Below are 13850 nucleotides of genomic sequence, written 5' to 3'. Positions count from 1 at the left end.
GAGGCAGCAACCTCTCGCTGGTAACGCAGCAGTACGACACCTCACTGCGCAAGACCACGACCTGCCTGGGCGCCATGCTCCGCACGCTGCGCCGGGCGCCCTGGAGCGCACGCATCGGGCTGCTGATCATCGCCGTCTATGTGCTGGCGGCGCTGCTTACCCCCTGGATCGCGCCCTACGGCGAGTCCCAGGTCGTCGGCGCCGAGTTCGAGCCCTGGAGCCAACAGTTTCTGCTCGGTACGGATAACCTGGGGCGCGACCTCTTCACCCGCCTGCTCTACGGCGGCCGCAATACCCTCGGCATCGTGCTGCTGGCGACCTGCATGGCGTTCCTGCTGGGCGGCATCGCCGGACTGCTGGCCGCGGTCAAAGGCGGCTGGACCGATCAACTGCTGTCCCGCCTGGTGGACGTGATGATGGCCATTCCGCAACTGATCTTCGCCCTGCTGCTGCTCACCTTGTTCGGCACTTCGGTGCCCATGCTGATCGGCATCATCGCCGTGCTCGATTCGACCCGGGTGTTCCGCCTGACCCGCGCGGTAGCGGCGAACGTGGTGGTGCTGGACTTCGTCGAAGCCGCCCGGCTGCGTGGCGAAAGCACTGCCTGGATCATGTTCCGCGAAGTCCTGCCGAACATCCTGCCGCCACTGGTCGCCGAGTTCGGCCTGCGCTTCTGCTTCACCTTCCTGTTCATCAGCGCCCTGAGCTTCCTCGGCCTGGGCATCCAGCCGCCCACTGCGGACTGGGGCTCCATGGTCCGCGACAACGCCACACTGATCAGCTATGGGGAAATCACGCCGCTGCTGCCGGCCGCGGCCATCGCCACCCTCACCATCGGAGTGAACTTCGTAGTGGACTGGTTCCTGCACATGACGAGTGGGCTGCACGATGAACAATGAATCCGCAAGACAGAACCGCGGCGATCTGCTGCTGGAGCTCACCGACCTGCACGTACGGGCGCTGGACGGCAAGCCCATCATCAGCGGCATCGACCTCAGGTTACGACGCGGCGAGGTGCTCGGGCTGATCGGCGAGTCCGGGGCCGGGAAATCCACGCTCGGACTGTCGGCAATGGGCTACGAACGGCCGGGCTGCCGGATCAGTGCCGGCAGCATCCGCTTCGACGGCGAAGACCTGGCCCTGGCCTCGGAAGCGCGCAAACGCCAGCTGTGGGGTTCGCGCATCGCCTACGTGGCACAATCGGCTGCCGCCTCGTTCAATCCCGCGCACCGGTTGATCGACCAGTACGTCGAGACCGCCGTGCAGCACGGCGTCATGCCCGAGCAGCAGGCCCGGGCTGATGCCATCGAGATGTTCCGGCGCATGCGTCTTCCGCAGCCGGAAACCTTTGGCCTGCGCTATCCGCACCAGGTCTCGGGCGGCCAGCTCCAGCGCGCCATGACCGCCATGGCGATGGCCTGCCGCCCTGATCTCATCGTGTTCGACGAACCCACCACGGCCCTGGATGTCACCACGCAGCTCGACGTCCTGGCGACCATCCGCGACCTGGTTCGCCAGTTCGACACCGCCGCGTTGTACATCACCCATGACCTGGCTGTGGTCGCGCAGATGGCGGATCGCATCATGGTCCTGAGGCACGGCCGAATGGTCGAGGAAGCCGCGACCCGAATCATGCTCGACAGCCCGCGAGAGGACTATACCCGCACCTTGTGGTCCGTCCGATCCATGCAGCACGAGCCCCGCCCGCAGGACCAGGCGGCGCCCCTGGTGAAACTCTCGAATGTCAGCGCCAACTATGGCCGGCTGCCGGTGCTGCAGGACATCTCGCTGGAGGTGCCGTCCGGCGCCACCGTCGCTGTGGTCGGCGAGTCCGGGTCCGGCAAATCGACGCTGGCGCGTGTCCTCACCGGACTGCTGCCACCCAGCCAGGGCACGACGACCTTCCAGGGCGAATCGCTGCCGGCACGCTGCCAGTCGCGCACACCGAAGACGCTGAAGAACATCCAGATGATCTATCAGATGCCGGACACAGCCCTGAACCCTCGCCAGCGCATCCGCGACATCCTCGGGCGCCCCCTGGAGTTCTACCTCGGGCTGACGGGGGCGCAGAAAGAGGCTCGCCTGCATGAACTGCTGGGACAGATCGAACTGCCGCCCGAGCAGTTCCTCGACCGCTTTCCCGGCGAACTCTCGGGCGGCCAAAAGCAGCGCATCTGCATTGCCCGTGCGCTGGCCGCGGAGCCACGGCTGATCATCTGCGACGAGGTGACTTCAGCACTGGACCAGGTGGTGGCCAAGGGCGTCCTGCAGTTGCTCAAGCGCCTGCAACGACAACTGGGACTGTCCTACCTGTTCATTACCCACGACCTGGATACGGTGCGCAGCATCGCCGACCGCATCGTGGTCATGCACCAGGGGCGGATCGTCGAACAAGGCCTGGCGTCGCAGGTCTTCTCGCCGCCCCATCACGACTACACCGCCCGCCTGCTGGCCTCGGTACCGGAAATGGACCCCGACTGGCTGACCCGCCAGTTGACCGCCCGCGCAAAAACCTCTGGAGCTCCCGCGTGAAACAGAAACCCCAGTTGAGCCAGCTCGAAACCGATCGAATCCTGCGAGTAGCCCGCGATGAAGCGCAACGGAACCAGTGGGCCGTGTCGATCGCCATCGTCGACGACGGTGGCCATCTGCTGGCCCTCGAGCGCCTGGACGGCTGCGCCCCCGTTGCAGCCTACATCGCCACCGAGAAAGCCCGGACCTCGGCCCTGGGCCGCCGGGAATCAGGGGTCTACGAAAGCATGATCAACAATGGGCGCAATGCTTTCCTCTGCGCACCGATGCTGCAGGGCATGCTGGAAGGCGGAATCCCCATCCTGGCCGATGGCCAGGTCGTCGGTGCGGTGGGTGTGTCCGGGGTAACGGCCGAGCAGGATGCCCAGGTCGCCCGCAAAGCCGCGCTGGCTCTCGGCCAATAACGGAAAAGGCCTCGCAAGCGAGGCCTTTTCCTGCACGCCGGCACTTCGGGTCGTTACTGGGATTCCAGATAACGCTCGACATCCAGGGCCGCCATGCAGCCGGCGCCGGCGGAGGTGATGGCCTGGCGATAGACATGGTCGGCCACATCGCCCGCGGCGAACACGCCTGGCACGTTGGTGGCGGTGGCGTTGCCATCACGGCCGCCATTGACCACCAGGTAACCATCCTTGAGCGCCAGCTGGCCTTCGAACAGCGAGGTGTTCGGGGTGTGGCCAATGGCGACGAACAGTCCGTCCACTTTCAGCTCGTCGCTGCCGCCATCGTTGCGCTTCAGGCCCACGCCGGTGACGCCCATGGCGTCGCCCAGCACTTCGTCCACCTCGGCATTCAGCTTGAGCTCGATCTTGCCCTCGGCGACCCGCGCCATCAGCTTGTCCTGCAGGATCTTCTCGGCGCGGAAAGTCTCGCGGCGATGCACCAGGGTCACCTTGCTGGCGATGTTGGCCAGGTACAGCGCCTCTTCCACGGCGGTGTTGCCGCCGCCCACCACCGCCACTTCGCGGTTGCGGTAGAAGAAGCCGTCGCAGGTGGCGCATGCGGACACGCCCTTGCCCATGAAGGCCTGCTCCGAGGGCAGCCCCAGGTAACGGGCGCTGGCGCCGGTGGCGATGATCAGCGCGTCACAGGTGTAGGTGCCACTGTCGCCCACCAGGGTGAAAGGCTTGCCGGCCAGGTCGACGGCGTTGATGTGGTCGAAGACGATCTCGGTCTCGAAACGTTCGGCGTGCTCCTGCATGCGCTGCATCAGCGCCGGGCCGGTGAGGCCGTGGGGGTCGCCGGGCCAGTTGTCGACTTCGGTGGTGGTGGTCAGCTGGCCGCCCGCCTGCATGCCGGTGATCAGCAGCGGCTTGAGGTTGGCGCGGGCGGCGTAGACGGCCGCCGAGTAACCGGCGGGACCGGAACCCAGGATGATGACCCGCGAATGACGTGCTTCGGACATGGCTGACTCCTGCCCTGAGGGCAATAAAAAGGAGCCGCTGCGGCACTTGGGGAAGGCTTGGGATGCAGGGGCTCCGTTGAACCGGGTCTGGCCATTACCACCCGGCCAGGAATGGGCGCAAGGTTACCGGGGGGCGTGCAATAGCGGAAATATCCGCTCTCAATCCCCGCCATAGGTGGTCGCTATGAGCAGGGCAAAATTGTTCCGGGCCTTTTCCAGCCTTTCCAGTCCGCTGGCAAAGCCGGTAAGGTCGGCGCGTTTGCAACCTTGGGGGACCCACCATGCCTGCACCCGCACTATCCGGGCCGCAATACCTCGGCGAAGGACTGAAACTGGTCCTGAGCCCGGGCTTGCGCCTGTTCGTCCTGCTGCCGCTGACCGTCAACCTGCTGCTGTTCGCCGCCCTGATCGGCTTCGCGGTGCAGGAATTCAGCGGCTGGGTCGACGCCTTCATGCCCAGCCTCCCCGACTGGCTGGCTTTCCTCCAGTACCTGATCTGGCCGCTGTTCGTGCTGTTGGTGGTGGTGCTGGTGTTCTTCAGCTTCACCATGCTGGCCAATGTCATCGCCGCGCCCTTCAACGGCTTCCTCGCCGAAAAGGTGGAAGTGGTGGTGCGCGGCCAGGACGACTTCCCGGCCTTCAGCTGGGCCGAGTTGCTGGCCATGATCCCGCGCACGGTGGGCCGCGAACTGCGCAAACTGGCCTATTTCCTGCCCCGCGCCGGAGCGCTGCTGATCCTCTCCTTCATCCCCGGCATCAACCTGCTGGCCACGCCCCTGTGGATAATCTTCGGCATCTGGATGATGGCGGTGCAGTACATCGACTACCCGGCGGACAACCACAAGCTGGGCTGGAACGAGATGCTCGCCTGGCTGCGGGAGAAACGCTGGCAGAGCCTGGGCTTCGGCGGCGCCACTTACCTCGCGCTGCTGATTCCCTTTGTCAACGTCCTGATGATGCCCGCCGCCGTGGCCGGCGCCACCCTGTTCTGGGTGCGCGAGGGTGGTGAAAAGGCGCTGGTGAAGTAAGTCCGCAAGCGTCCCGATTGCATTGAATCGCCGCCGGGTGCCCACTAAAACCCGTGGGCCCCCGACTGCGGTGCGAAAAGCCGAATTTCGCTATGAGCTACGTTCGGGCGTACAGGAAAGCCTGGCATCCGTGCTCCGGCCGATTGGCCGGCTGTCGACGAGCACCAGCGCGCTGGCGCCCGGTTCCAGCAGCAGTCGCTTGCCCGCCGGGCGCATGGCGTCGGCCACACCGGGCTCGACCCGGCACAGGGCAGCTTGCGCACCGCGGTTGGTGAGTTTGAGCACCTGACTGGCGCCCCGGCTGATGGCAGACGAATCGACTGCATGGATCAAGGGTGCGCTCAGCGCCAGGTCGATATCGAGGCCGTTCAGTTCAGCCTCCATCCTGGCATCGGCAAAGGCCATCAGCGGCAGGCAGGCCGCGAATCCGCTTATAAGGAGCAGGTTGTTCATCTCGAACCTCCGGGAGATTCTGAGTGAGCCTCTACATGGCCGTAGAGACGGGGCCCCTGGCCCCGGGCCGGAAAGGTCCCGCGGCTGGATCGATCCGTAACCGGTGAGGGTCCGGTGCGGATGCGTTGCCCATCACGTCGGGGGGACGTGGCAACTGCCAGATCGTCCGCTGCCCCGTGCATTCAAGCAAAGGATTACGCAGCCCTCCCGGCATGGGGGACGTGCGCTATCAATTGTAGGAGCGCGCGGGGCAATCGCCCGGCGACGCGACAGCCGTACCCCGGAGCCGGCATCCCGCCCATCCCCACCGCCCCGGCCTACCTCTGCGCCGAGACGGCGTCATCCACCGGTCACGCCCTTGTCATACGGGCATCATCGCCACCACCGATAGTGGTTCCATGACCACAGCCCCCCTGTACATCTCGCTGATCAGCGAAACCTTCCTGCCCGAAGTCAATGGCGTGGCCAACACCCTTGGCCGCCTCTGCGACGGCCTGCGCGCCGCCGGCCACCGGCTGCAGCTGGTGCGCCCGCGCCAGGCCTGCGACCAGGGACGCCGAAGCGACGAAGAGCTGCTGCTGATCCGCGGCTGGCCCCTGCCGGGCTACCCGGGCCTGCAGTGGGGCCAGTCCTGCCTGCACAAGCTGCTGCGCCGCTGGCGCCAGCGCAAACCGGATGTGCTCTACATCGCCACCGAGGGCCCGCTGGGCTTCTCCGCCCTGCGCGCCGCGCGACGCCTGGGCATTCCGGTGGTGAGCGGCTTCCACACCAACTTCCAGCAATACACCGGGCATTACGGCGCAGGCCTGCTGACCCGGCTGCTGACCAACTACCTGCGCTGGTTCCACAACGCCACGCGGCTGACCCTGGTACCTAGCGTCAGCCAGTTGCAGGACCTCACCCGGCGCGGCTTCGAGCGCCTGCAGCTGTTGTCCCGCGGCGTCGACGGCCAGTTGTTCAACCCGGCCCGCCGCTGCCCTGAACTGCGCGCGCAATGGGGCCTGGGGGAGCGGGACATCGCGGTGCTCCACGTCGGCCGCCTGGCAGCGGAAAAGAACCTGGGCCTGCTCGGCGATACCTTCCTGCGCCTGCAGCAACGTTATCCACAGCTGCGGCTGAGGCTGGTGATCGTGGGTGACGGCCCGCAGAAGGCCCTGCTCCAGCGCGCCCTGCCGGACGCCATCTTCTGCGGCGTGCAGCGTGGCGAGGAACTGGCACGGCACTACGCCTCGGGGGACCTGTTCCTCTTCCCCAGCCTCTCGGAAACCTTCGGCAATGTAGTGCTCGAAGCGCTGGCGTCGGGCCTTGCGGTGGTCGCCTTCGACCAGGCTGCCGCCGCCCAGCACATCCGCCACGGCCACAATGGCGCCCTGGCGCTGCCCGATGAGCCATCCAGCTTCATCGAGGCCGCCACCTGGCTGCTGGAAGACCCGGAAAGCCTGCGCCGCGTACGCCTCAATGCGCGCATGCATGCCGGCCGCCAGGGCTGGGAAGCCATAGTCCAGCAGTTCGAGCAATACCTGCTGCATGCGCGCCGGCCGGAGTTGGAAGCGCCCGCCGGCAGCAGCCTGCCACCCCGCGCCTAAGTGAAGACGGTCCGTCGCAGGCTGAGGGAGCCAGGACCCGTGAGGTGGGGCTGTCAGCCTGACTGATCGAGGGTTTGGCAGGAGTCGGAGCGGCGGATGCTTCCCTCACCCCAGCCCCGCTCTGCGCCCCGGCCAGAACGCTTCGCGTTCTGGCGCTCACAGGCACAGGAAGCAGTGCTTCCAAAAACGCGCCTGTTCGCCCCAGAGGGAGAGGGAGCAGTCCGTGCCGGATTGATACAAGGTGCCAGGCGCAAGTCCCCCTTCTCCCTTCGCGTTCGGAAGGGCTCGCTCCCAGCCCCAGAGCATAAGCCCCGTCTCGGCGGGGCTGCTTCGATGAATCAGACCAGGCTACCCAGGGCATCCCGGCTGAACGGCAGGATGTCCTGCATCCGCCCTTCGCGTACTTTCACCGCCCAGTCCGGATCCACCAGCAGGGCGCGGCCCACGGCCACCAGGTCGAACTCCTGCTTGTTCAGGCGCTCCAGCAGGCCTTCGATATTGGCCGGCTGGGCGACCTTGTCGGTCTTGACCATGAACTGCAGGAATTCGCCATCCAGGCCGACGCTGCCGACGGTGATGGTGGGCTTGCCGGTGAGCTGGCGGGTCCAGCCGGCGAGGTTGAGGTCGGAACCGTCGAATTCCGGCTCCCAGAAGCGGCGGGTGGAGCAGTGGAAGATATCCACACCGGCATCCGCCAGGGGCTTGAGGAAGTCACCCAGGGCTTCGGAGGTGGTCACCAGGCGCGCGCTGTAGTCCTGCTGCTTCCACTGGGAGAAGCGGAAGATCACCGGGAAGTCGGGGCCGACGGCGGCGCGGATGGCCTGGATCACTTCGATGGCGAAGCGCGAACGGTTGGCCAGGCTGCCGCCGTATTCGTCGCTGCGCTGGTTGCTGCCTTCCCAGAAGAACTGGTCGATCAGGTAGCCGTGGGCACCGTGGATCTCCACGCCGTCCATGCCGATGGCCTTGGCGTCGCGGGCGGCCTGGGCGTAGGCGGCGACCACTTCCTGGATGTCCTCGCGGGTCATGCCGTGGACCGCCACCTGGCCGTCCTTCAGCTTCTCCATCGGGCCGTAGCCGGGCACGCTGGCGTCAGGCTCGGTGCCCAGGCGGCGCACGTTGCCCACGTGCCAGAGCTGCGGAACGATGCGGCCACCCTCGGCGTGCACCGCGTCCACCACTTCTTTCCAGCCAGCCAGGGCGTCCTCGCCGAAGAAGCGTGGCACGTGGGGATAGCCGTTGGCGGCCTTGTGGCCGATGGTGGTGCCCTCGGTGATGATCAGGCCGACACCGGCGGCGGCGCGGCGGCGGTAGTACTCCACCACCTTGGCGTTGGGCACGCCGCCCGGGGAGAAGGAACGGGTCATGGGCGCCATCACCACGCGGGTGGGCAGTTCCAGGGCGCCGAGGCGGAAGGGTTCGAAGAGGGCTTGTACGGGAGCGGTCATGGGTTCTCCTGTGGCCGGCCAGATGACCGGTCGTCTCGGTTTCAAGGCATTGAAAAATCAGGCCCGGAGCAGCAGTTCCAGGCGGTCCACGAATGCATGCAGGGGAGCGGTCCCACCGCCCACCTTCAGACGTGTGAGCACGCCCTGCCAGGCGTTGGCGATGAAGGCGGCGAGGTTGGCGCAGTTCTCATCGGCGGGCAATTCGCCGGCGGCCACGGCCTCTTCCAGGCAGGCCTGGAGGATGTCAGCCGAGCCTTGCAGGATGCTGTCCACCTGCTCGCCGATGGCGGGCGACAGCTCGGCCATCTCGAAGCTGAGGCTGCCGATGAAGCAGTGGTATTCCGGTTTCTCGCGGCTGGCGAAGCGCGCCAGCAGATCGCGGTAGTAGCCGAGGATACGCTGGCACGGGCTCAGCGTCGGATTGGCCAGGGCCTGGGCATAACGTTCCAGGCGCGGCCGGTAGAGGTACTCCAGGGCCTGCAGGGCGAAGTCTTCCTTGCTGGCGAAGTAGTGATAGAAGGAGCCCTTGGGAATGCCCGCGGCCTGGACGATCTCCTGCACGCCGGTGCCGTGGTAGCCACGGCGGGTCATCACCTGGGAGCCCCTGGCGAGGATGAGGTCGCGTTTGTCGAGTCGGATACTGGTCATGGCGGCGAGCATATGACCGGTCGTCTCGCCCTGCCCAGCACTATTGATTCGCGTGATTGGTGGCCACAGGCCGGAGGGATCGGGGCGAATGCGGGGCGGTTCCTTCCGCCCCGGTCATGAGTGGGGATGGATCAGGCCAGGGCCTTTTCGACGGCCTGGATCAGCGCGGGGTCTTCCGGCGCCGTGCGCGGCGAGAAGCGCGCCAGTACGCGGCCGTCCTTGCCGACGAGGAACTTCTCGAAGTTCCAGGTGATGTCGCCGGGGAATTCGGCGCCCTCGCCCGCCAGCAGGCGGTACAGCGGATGGCGCGCCGAGCCGTTGACCTCGATCTTGCTGCCCAGGGGGAAGGTCACGCCGTAGTTCAGGCTGCAGAACTCGCGGATCTCTTCCTCGCTGCCCGGCTCCTGGGCGGCGAACTGGTTGCAGGGCAGGCCCAGCACGGTGAAACCCTTGTCGCGGTATTGCTGGTAAAGCTTTTCCAGCCCGGCGTACTGCGGGGTCAGGCCGCACTTGGAGGCGACGTTCACCACCAGCACCACCTGGCCCTTGTAGGGCGCCAACGGCAGATCCTGACCGTCGAGCGCACGCAGATTGAGGTCGTGAAAGGCACTCATGACTGACTCCTCGAAACTCTCAGGGAATTCACAGCGGACAAAAAAGGCGCCCCGGGGCGCCTTTTCGGTTTTCTCAGCTTAGCAGCCGATTCGCGGTTTGCCGGGGCGGCTAGTCGCGGACGACCGGTCAGTGGTGGTGACCGCCTTCGCCGTGGATGTGGCCGTGGGCGATCTCTTCGTCGCTGGCCTCGCGCACCTTGACCACCTTGACCTTGAAGTTCAGGCGCTGGCCGGCCAGCGGGTGGTTGCCGTCGACGGTGACGTCATCGCCCTCGATATCGCGGATGGTGACGATCTGCATGCTGCCGTCCGGGCCGGAGGCGTGGAACTGCATGCCGACTTCCAACTGGTCGACGCCTTCGAACATGGCGCGATCCAGCGTGGCCACCAGCTCGGCGCTGTACTCGCCGTAGGCGTCTTCGGGCTCGACGGCGACGTTCAGCTCGTCGCCGGCCTGCTTGCCTTCCAGGGCACGCTCCAGACCGATGATGATGTTGCCGGCGCCGTGCAGGTACACCAGCGGGGCGCCGCCGGCGGAACTGTCGATCACCTCACCGGCGTCGTTGGTAAGGGTATAGTCGATGGACACGGCCTTGTTGGCGGCGATCAGCATGGTGCGAGACCTTCTGCGAATGAATGATGAACGAGCAAGTTTAACCGCGCGGCCAGTCGATTGCGACCCGAACGCGGACGGGCGGCCACGGCTGGTCGGCTACAGGCAAGACGAAGACGGTCACTGGGTGGCGGTGCTTTCCTGCGGCCATACTCAGCACTTGCGACACCAGCCGCCATGGCAGTCCCGCGCCTGGGTGCTCGACCCCAAAGCGCGCGCCGCCCGGTTGGGCCAACCCTTCCCCTGCGGCTGGTGCGCCCAGGGCCTGGCCCCCGACACCTCCGAGGAAACCTGATGCCCGCCCGCAACATCCTGGTGATCCACGCCCGCAAGACCTCCCTGCGCTTCGCCCTGGTCAACGAAGCCCACAGCCAGTTCATCCTCCACGGCCTGGCCGAAGGGCTCGGCAGCCGCGATGCCGAACTGCGCTGGCAGCGCGGCGGCGACAAGGACAGCCTGATGATCCCCAACGCCGACCATCGCGCCGCGCTGTCGCAGCTGATGCCCATCGTCCAGGGCGCCGCCGGCGGCAGGCTCCACGCCGTATGCCACCACGTCCTGCATGGCGGCGAACTGTTCAATTCCGCCTGCCGCATCGACGCCCAGCTGATCCGCCGGCTCCAGGCCCTCGCCCCGCTGGCGCCGCAGCAGATGCCGGCGAGCCTGGCGGGCATCGAAGCCGCCATGCACCTGTTGCCGAGCCTGCCCCATGTGGCGGTGTTCGACACCGCCTTCCACCAGAGCATGCCCGAGCACGTGTACCGCCTGGCCCTGCCGGATTCCGTCTACCGCGAGCACGGCCTGCGCCGCTACGCCTTCCACGGCAACAGCCACCGCTACGTCAGCCACCGTGCCGCCGAGCTGGCGGGGCTCTCCATCGGCGACAGTTGCTGGCTTTCCGCCCACCTGGGCGAGCACAGCTCCGCCTGCGCCATCGTCAACGGCCAGAGCCGCGACGCCAGCATGAACCTGGTGATGGCCACTCGCAGCGGCGACATCGACCCGCACCTTTACACACAGCTGCACCGCAGCCTCGGCTGGAGCCTGGAGAAGATCGACCAGGTGCTGCGCCAGGAAAGCGGGCTGCTCGGCCTTTCCGCGCTGGCCAGCGACATGCGCAGCCTGGAGAAGGCCCGGGACCAGGGCCACACCGGCGCCACCCTGGCGATCGAAGTGTTCTGCTATCGCCTGGCCAAGACCCTGGCCGCCGTGGGCTGCGCCCTGCCGCAACTGGATGGGCTGATCTTCACCGGCGAGATAGGCGAGAATTCGCCCCTCGTGCGCAGCCGCACGGTGGATCACCTGAAGCTGCTCAACCTGGCCATCGACCGCGAAGCCAACGCCCGCTGCGTGCGTGGCGTCGCCGGCCCCATCCACAAGCGCGGCCATCCGCGGGTGCTGGTGGTGCCGACCAACGAAGAACGCCAGATCGCCCTCGACACCCTGGCCCTGCTCGCCTGAACCGCCTTTGCCAAGGAGCCCCATGCACTGCTTTTTCATCGCCCCGACCGGCTTCGGCGTCGGCCTCACCTCCACCAGCCTCGGCCTGGTGCGCGCCCTGGAACTGGCCGGCCTGCAGGTCGGCTTCCTCAAGCCCGTGGCCCAGCCCCATCCGGGTGACCTCGGCCCGGAACGCTCCACCGAACTGGTGGCCCGCACCCACGGCCTGAAGCCGCCCACGCCACTGTCCCAGTCCCAGGTGGAACGGATGCTCGCCGACGGCCAGCTGGACGAACTGCTGGACGAGATCACCGGCCTCTTCCAGCACGCCGCCCAGGGCAAGGACGTGGTGATAGTCGAGGGCATGGTGCCGACCCGCCACGCCAGCTACGCCGCACGGATCAACTTCCACCTGGCCAAGAGCCTGGACGCCGACGTGATCCTGGTCTCGGCGCCGGAAGACGAGAGTCTCTCCGAGCTGTCGGACCGCCTGGAGATCCAGGCCCAGCAGTTCGGCGGCCCGCGCGACCCCAAGGTGCTGGGTGTGATCCTCAACAAGGTGCGCGACCAGGACTTCGTGCGCCGCCTCAAGGAACAGTCGCCGCTGCTGCGCGGCGACGACTTCCGCGTCCTCGGCAGCGTGCCCTGGCTGGACGAGCTGAACGCCCCGCGCACCCGCGACGTCGCCGACCTGCTGCAGGCCCGGGTGATCAACGCCGGCGACTACGACCAGCGCCGGGTACAGAAGATCGTGGTCTGCGCGCGCACCGTGCCCAACACCGTGCAGCAGTTGAAGCCCGGCGTGCTGGTGGTGACCCCCGGGGATCGCGACGACATCATCCTCGCCGCCAGCCTGGCCTCCATGAATGGCGTGCCGCTCGCCGGCCTGCTGCTCTCCAGCGACATCCCGCCCGACCCGCGCACCCTGGAACTCTGCCGGGGCGCCCTGCAAGGCGGCCTACCGGTACTGAGCGTGGCCACCGGCACCTACGATACCGCCACCAACCTGAACCGGATGAACAAGGAAATCCCGGTGGACGACCGCGAGCGCGCGGAGAAGGTCACCGAGTTCGTCGCCCGCAACCTCGAACTCGACGGGTTGCGCGCCCGTTGCGGCACGCCGAGCAGCCAGCGCCTGTCGCCGCCGGCCTTCCGCCATCGGCTGATCCAGCAGGCCCAGTTGGCCGGCAAGCGCATCGTCCTGCCCGAAGGCAGCGAACCGCGCACGGTGCAGGCCGCCGCCGCCTGCCAGGCCCGCGGTATCGCCCATTGCGTGCTGCTGGCCAGGCCCGAGGACGTGCACGCCGTGGCCCGCGCCCAGGGCATCGAGCTGCCGGAAGGGCTGGAAATCCTCGACCCGGACCGGGTCCGCGAGCGCTACGTGCAGCCCATGGTGGAGCTGCGCCAGAACAAGAGCCTGAACGCCCCCATGGCCACCGCCCAGCTGGAAGACAATGCCCTGCTCGGCACCATGATGCTGGCCCTGGACGAGGTGGACGGCCTGGTGTCCGGCGCCATCCACCCCACCGCCAATACCATTCGCCCGGCCCTGCAGCTGATCAAGTCGGCACCCGGTTACCGCATCGCCTCCTCCGTGTACCTGATGCTGATGCCGGACCAGGTGGTGGTCTATGGCGACTGCGCGGTGAACCCCGAGCCCGATGCCAGGGACCTGGCGGAAATCGCCCTGCAGAGCGCCGACTCCGCCCAGGCCCTGGGCATAGTCCCGCGGGTGGCGCTGATCAGTGATTCCGGCGACGCGGCGGAACTGGACAAGGTCCGCGAAGCCCTGGAACTGGCCCGCGCCGCCCGCCCCGACCTGGCCATCGAAGGCCCCCTGCCCTACGCCAGCGCCACCCGCGACGGTCGCTCCACGGTCTACGTGTTCCCCGACCTGGCCAGTGGCGATGCGGCCTACAAGGAAGCGCAGCAGGGCGAACACGTGGTCAGTGGCGGCCTGATGCTCCAAGGTCTGCGCAAGCCGGTGAACGACCTGCCCCGCAACGTGCTGGTGGACGACATCATCCACACCATCGCCCTGACGGCGATCCAGGCGGCCTGTGGCAACGAGGGCTGAGCAGGC

Annotated in this window: 14 protein-coding genes; 8 read left to right on the top strand and 6 right to left on the bottom strand. The window is 67.1% G+C overall.

All coding sequences use genetic code 11. The features are described 5' to 3' along the window. Positions 1-74: 74 nt before the first annotated feature. The 3 genes from ACFPU0_RS26760 to ACFPU0_RS26750 are packed head-to-tail and all read left to right on the top strand — an operon-like array spanning position 75 to position 2936. Entirely contained in the window at positions 75-899 is an 825-nt protein-coding gene (locus ACFPU0_RS26760) for an ABC transporter permease (RefSeq protein ID WP_377696447.1), read from the top strand. After that, positions 889-2532 carry an ABC transporter ATP-binding protein gene (locus tag ACFPU0_RS26755; RefSeq protein ID WP_377696320.1) on the top strand — a complete coding sequence of 548 codons (1644 nt, stop codon included), beginning with the start codon at positions 889-891 and terminating at the stop codon, positions 2530-2532. The genes ACFPU0_RS26760 and ACFPU0_RS26755 overlap by 11 nt, the downstream gene beginning before the upstream one ends. Continuing rightward, entirely contained in the window at positions 2529-2936 is a 408-nt protein-coding gene (locus ACFPU0_RS26750; RefSeq protein ID WP_377696319.1) for a heme-binding protein, read from the top strand. The genes ACFPU0_RS26755 and ACFPU0_RS26750 overlap by 4 nt, the downstream gene beginning before the upstream one ends. A gap of 53 nt (positions 2937-2989) precedes the next feature. Here the strand turns inward: ACFPU0_RS26750 and trxB are convergent, their stop codons facing one another. Then, positions 2990-3937 carry a thioredoxin-disulfide reductase gene (gene trxB, locus ACFPU0_RS26745; RefSeq protein ID WP_377696318.1) on the bottom strand — a complete coding sequence of 316 codons (948 nt, stop codon included), beginning with the start codon at positions 3935-3937 and terminating at the stop codon, positions 2990-2992. Between the two features lie 281 nt (positions 3938-4218). On the opposite strand from trxB, the gene cysZ reads away from it, so the two are divergent. Then, a complete protein-coding gene (cysZ, locus tag ACFPU0_RS26740; protein WP_377696317.1) occupies positions 4219-4965 on the top strand; it encodes a sulfate transporter CysZ in 747 nt (248 codons plus the stop codon). 90 nt (positions 4966-5055) lie between these two features. Here cysZ and ACFPU0_RS26735 read toward each other — a convergent pair whose 3' ends face one another. Further along, positions 5056-5418 carry a hypothetical protein gene (locus ACFPU0_RS26735; protein WP_377696316.1) on the bottom strand — a complete coding sequence of 121 codons (363 nt, stop codon included), beginning with the start codon at positions 5416-5418 and terminating at the stop codon, positions 5056-5058. A gap of 398 nt (positions 5419-5816) precedes the next feature. Here ACFPU0_RS26735 and ACFPU0_RS26730 point away from each other — a divergent pair, with 398 nt between their 5' ends. Next, positions 5817-7004, top strand: a complete 1188-nt coding sequence (locus tag ACFPU0_RS26730; RefSeq protein WP_377696315.1) for a glycosyltransferase family 4 protein — start codon at positions 5817-5819, stop codon at positions 7002-7004. Positions 7005-7342: 338 nt separating this feature from the next. Here the strand turns inward: ACFPU0_RS26730 and ACFPU0_RS26725 are convergent, their stop codons facing one another. The 4 genes from ACFPU0_RS26725 to ACFPU0_RS26710 form a co-directional block, all read right to left on the bottom strand. Then, positions 7343-8452 (bottom strand): NADH:flavin oxidoreductase, encoded by a 1110-nt coding sequence (locus ACFPU0_RS26725; RefSeq protein ID WP_377696314.1) that lies wholly within the window; start codon positions 8450-8452, stop codon positions 7343-7345. Positions 8453-8509: 57 nt separating this feature from the next. Continuing rightward, positions 8510-9100, bottom strand: coding sequence for a TetR/AcrR family transcriptional regulator (locus ACFPU0_RS26720; protein WP_377696313.1), 591 nt, complete (start codon positions 9098-9100; stop codon positions 8510-8512). Positions 9101-9231: 131 nt separating this feature from the next. After that, positions 9232-9714 (bottom strand): glutathione peroxidase, encoded by a 483-nt coding sequence (locus ACFPU0_RS26715; protein WP_377696312.1) that lies wholly within the window; start codon positions 9712-9714, stop codon positions 9232-9234. 127 nt (positions 9715-9841) lie between these two features. Further along, entirely contained in the window at positions 9842-10327 is a 486-nt protein-coding gene (locus tag ACFPU0_RS26710) for an FKBP-type peptidyl-prolyl cis-trans isomerase (RefSeq protein ID WP_377696311.1), read from the bottom strand. Between ACFPU0_RS26710 and ACFPU0_RS26705 the strand changes: the two genes are divergently transcribed. Genes ACFPU0_RS26705 through pta form a run of 3 tightly spaced genes read left to right on the top strand, consistent with a single transcriptional unit; the run spans position 10296 to position 13844 of the window. Next, positions 10296-10622 (top strand): DUF3565 domain-containing protein, encoded by a 327-nt coding sequence (locus tag ACFPU0_RS26705; protein ID WP_377696310.1) that lies wholly within the window; start codon positions 10296-10298, stop codon positions 10620-10622. The two genes, ACFPU0_RS26710 and ACFPU0_RS26705, sit on opposite strands and share 32 nt — an antisense overlap. Then, a complete protein-coding gene (locus ACFPU0_RS26700) occupies positions 10622-11788 on the top strand; it encodes an acetate/propionate family kinase (RefSeq protein ID WP_377696309.1) in 1167 nt (388 codons plus the stop codon). Before ACFPU0_RS26705 ends, ACFPU0_RS26700 begins: the two co-directional genes overlap by 1 nt. Before the next feature lie 22 nt (positions 11789-11810). Next, on the top strand, positions 11811-13844 hold the full coding sequence (gene pta, locus ACFPU0_RS26695; RefSeq protein ID WP_377696308.1) for a phosphate acetyltransferase: 2034 nt from the start codon (positions 11811-11813) through the stop codon (positions 13842-13844). Positions 13845-13850 lie beyond the last annotated feature (6 nt).

The organism is Pseudomonas sp. GCM10022186 (genome assembly GCF_042656385.1).
GTDB lineage: Bacteria > Pseudomonadota > Gammaproteobacteria > Pseudomonadales > Pseudomonadaceae > Metapseudomonas.
This window is presented reverse-complemented; position numbering and strand designations above follow the sequence as displayed.

Coding starts and splice junctions, on each gene's coding strand:
- ACFPU0_RS26760 (WP_377696447.1), top strand. CDS start 75: ATGCTCCGCACGCTGCGCCGGGCGCCCTGGAGCGCACGCATCGGGCTG.
- ACFPU0_RS26755 (WP_377696320.1), top strand. CDS start 889: ATGAACAATGAATCCGCAAGACAGAACCGCGGCGATCTGCTGCTGGAG.
- trxB (WP_377696318.1), bottom strand. CDS start 3,937: ATGTCCGAAGCACGTCATTCGCGGGTCATCATCCTGGGTTCCGGTCCC.
- cysZ (WP_377696317.1), top strand. CDS start 4,219: ATGCCTGCACCCGCACTATCCGGGCCGCAATACCTCGGCGAAGGACTG.
- ACFPU0_RS26735 (WP_377696316.1), bottom strand. CDS start 5,418: ATGAACAACCTGCTCCTTATAAGCGGATTCGCGGCCTGCCTGCCGCTG.
- ACFPU0_RS26730 (WP_377696315.1), top strand. CDS start 5,817: ATGACCACAGCCCCCCTGTACATCTCGCTGATCAGCGAAACCTTCCTG.
- ACFPU0_RS26725 (WP_377696314.1), bottom strand. CDS start 8,452: ATGACCGCTCCCGTACAAGCCCTCTTCGAACCCTTCCGCCTCGGCGCC.
- ACFPU0_RS26720 (WP_377696313.1), bottom strand. CDS start 9,100: ATGACCAGTATCCGACTCGACAAACGCGACCTCATCCTCGCCAGGGGC.
- ACFPU0_RS26715 (WP_377696312.1), bottom strand. CDS start 9,714: ATGAGTGCCTTTCACGACCTCAATCTGCGTGCGCTCGACGGTCAGGAT.
- ACFPU0_RS26705 (WP_377696310.1), top strand. CDS start 10,296: ATGGACACGGCCTTGTTGGCGGCGATCAGCATGGTGCGAGACCTTCTG.
- ACFPU0_RS26710 (WP_377696311.1), bottom strand. CDS start 10,327: ATGCTGATCGCCGCCAACAAGGCCGTGTCCATCGACTATACCCTTACC.
- ACFPU0_RS26700 (WP_377696309.1), top strand. CDS start 10,622: ATGCCCGCCCGCAACATCCTGGTGATCCACGCCCGCAAGACCTCCCTG.
- pta (WP_377696308.1), top strand. CDS start 11,811: ATGCACTGCTTTTTCATCGCCCCGACCGGCTTCGGCGTCGGCCTCACC.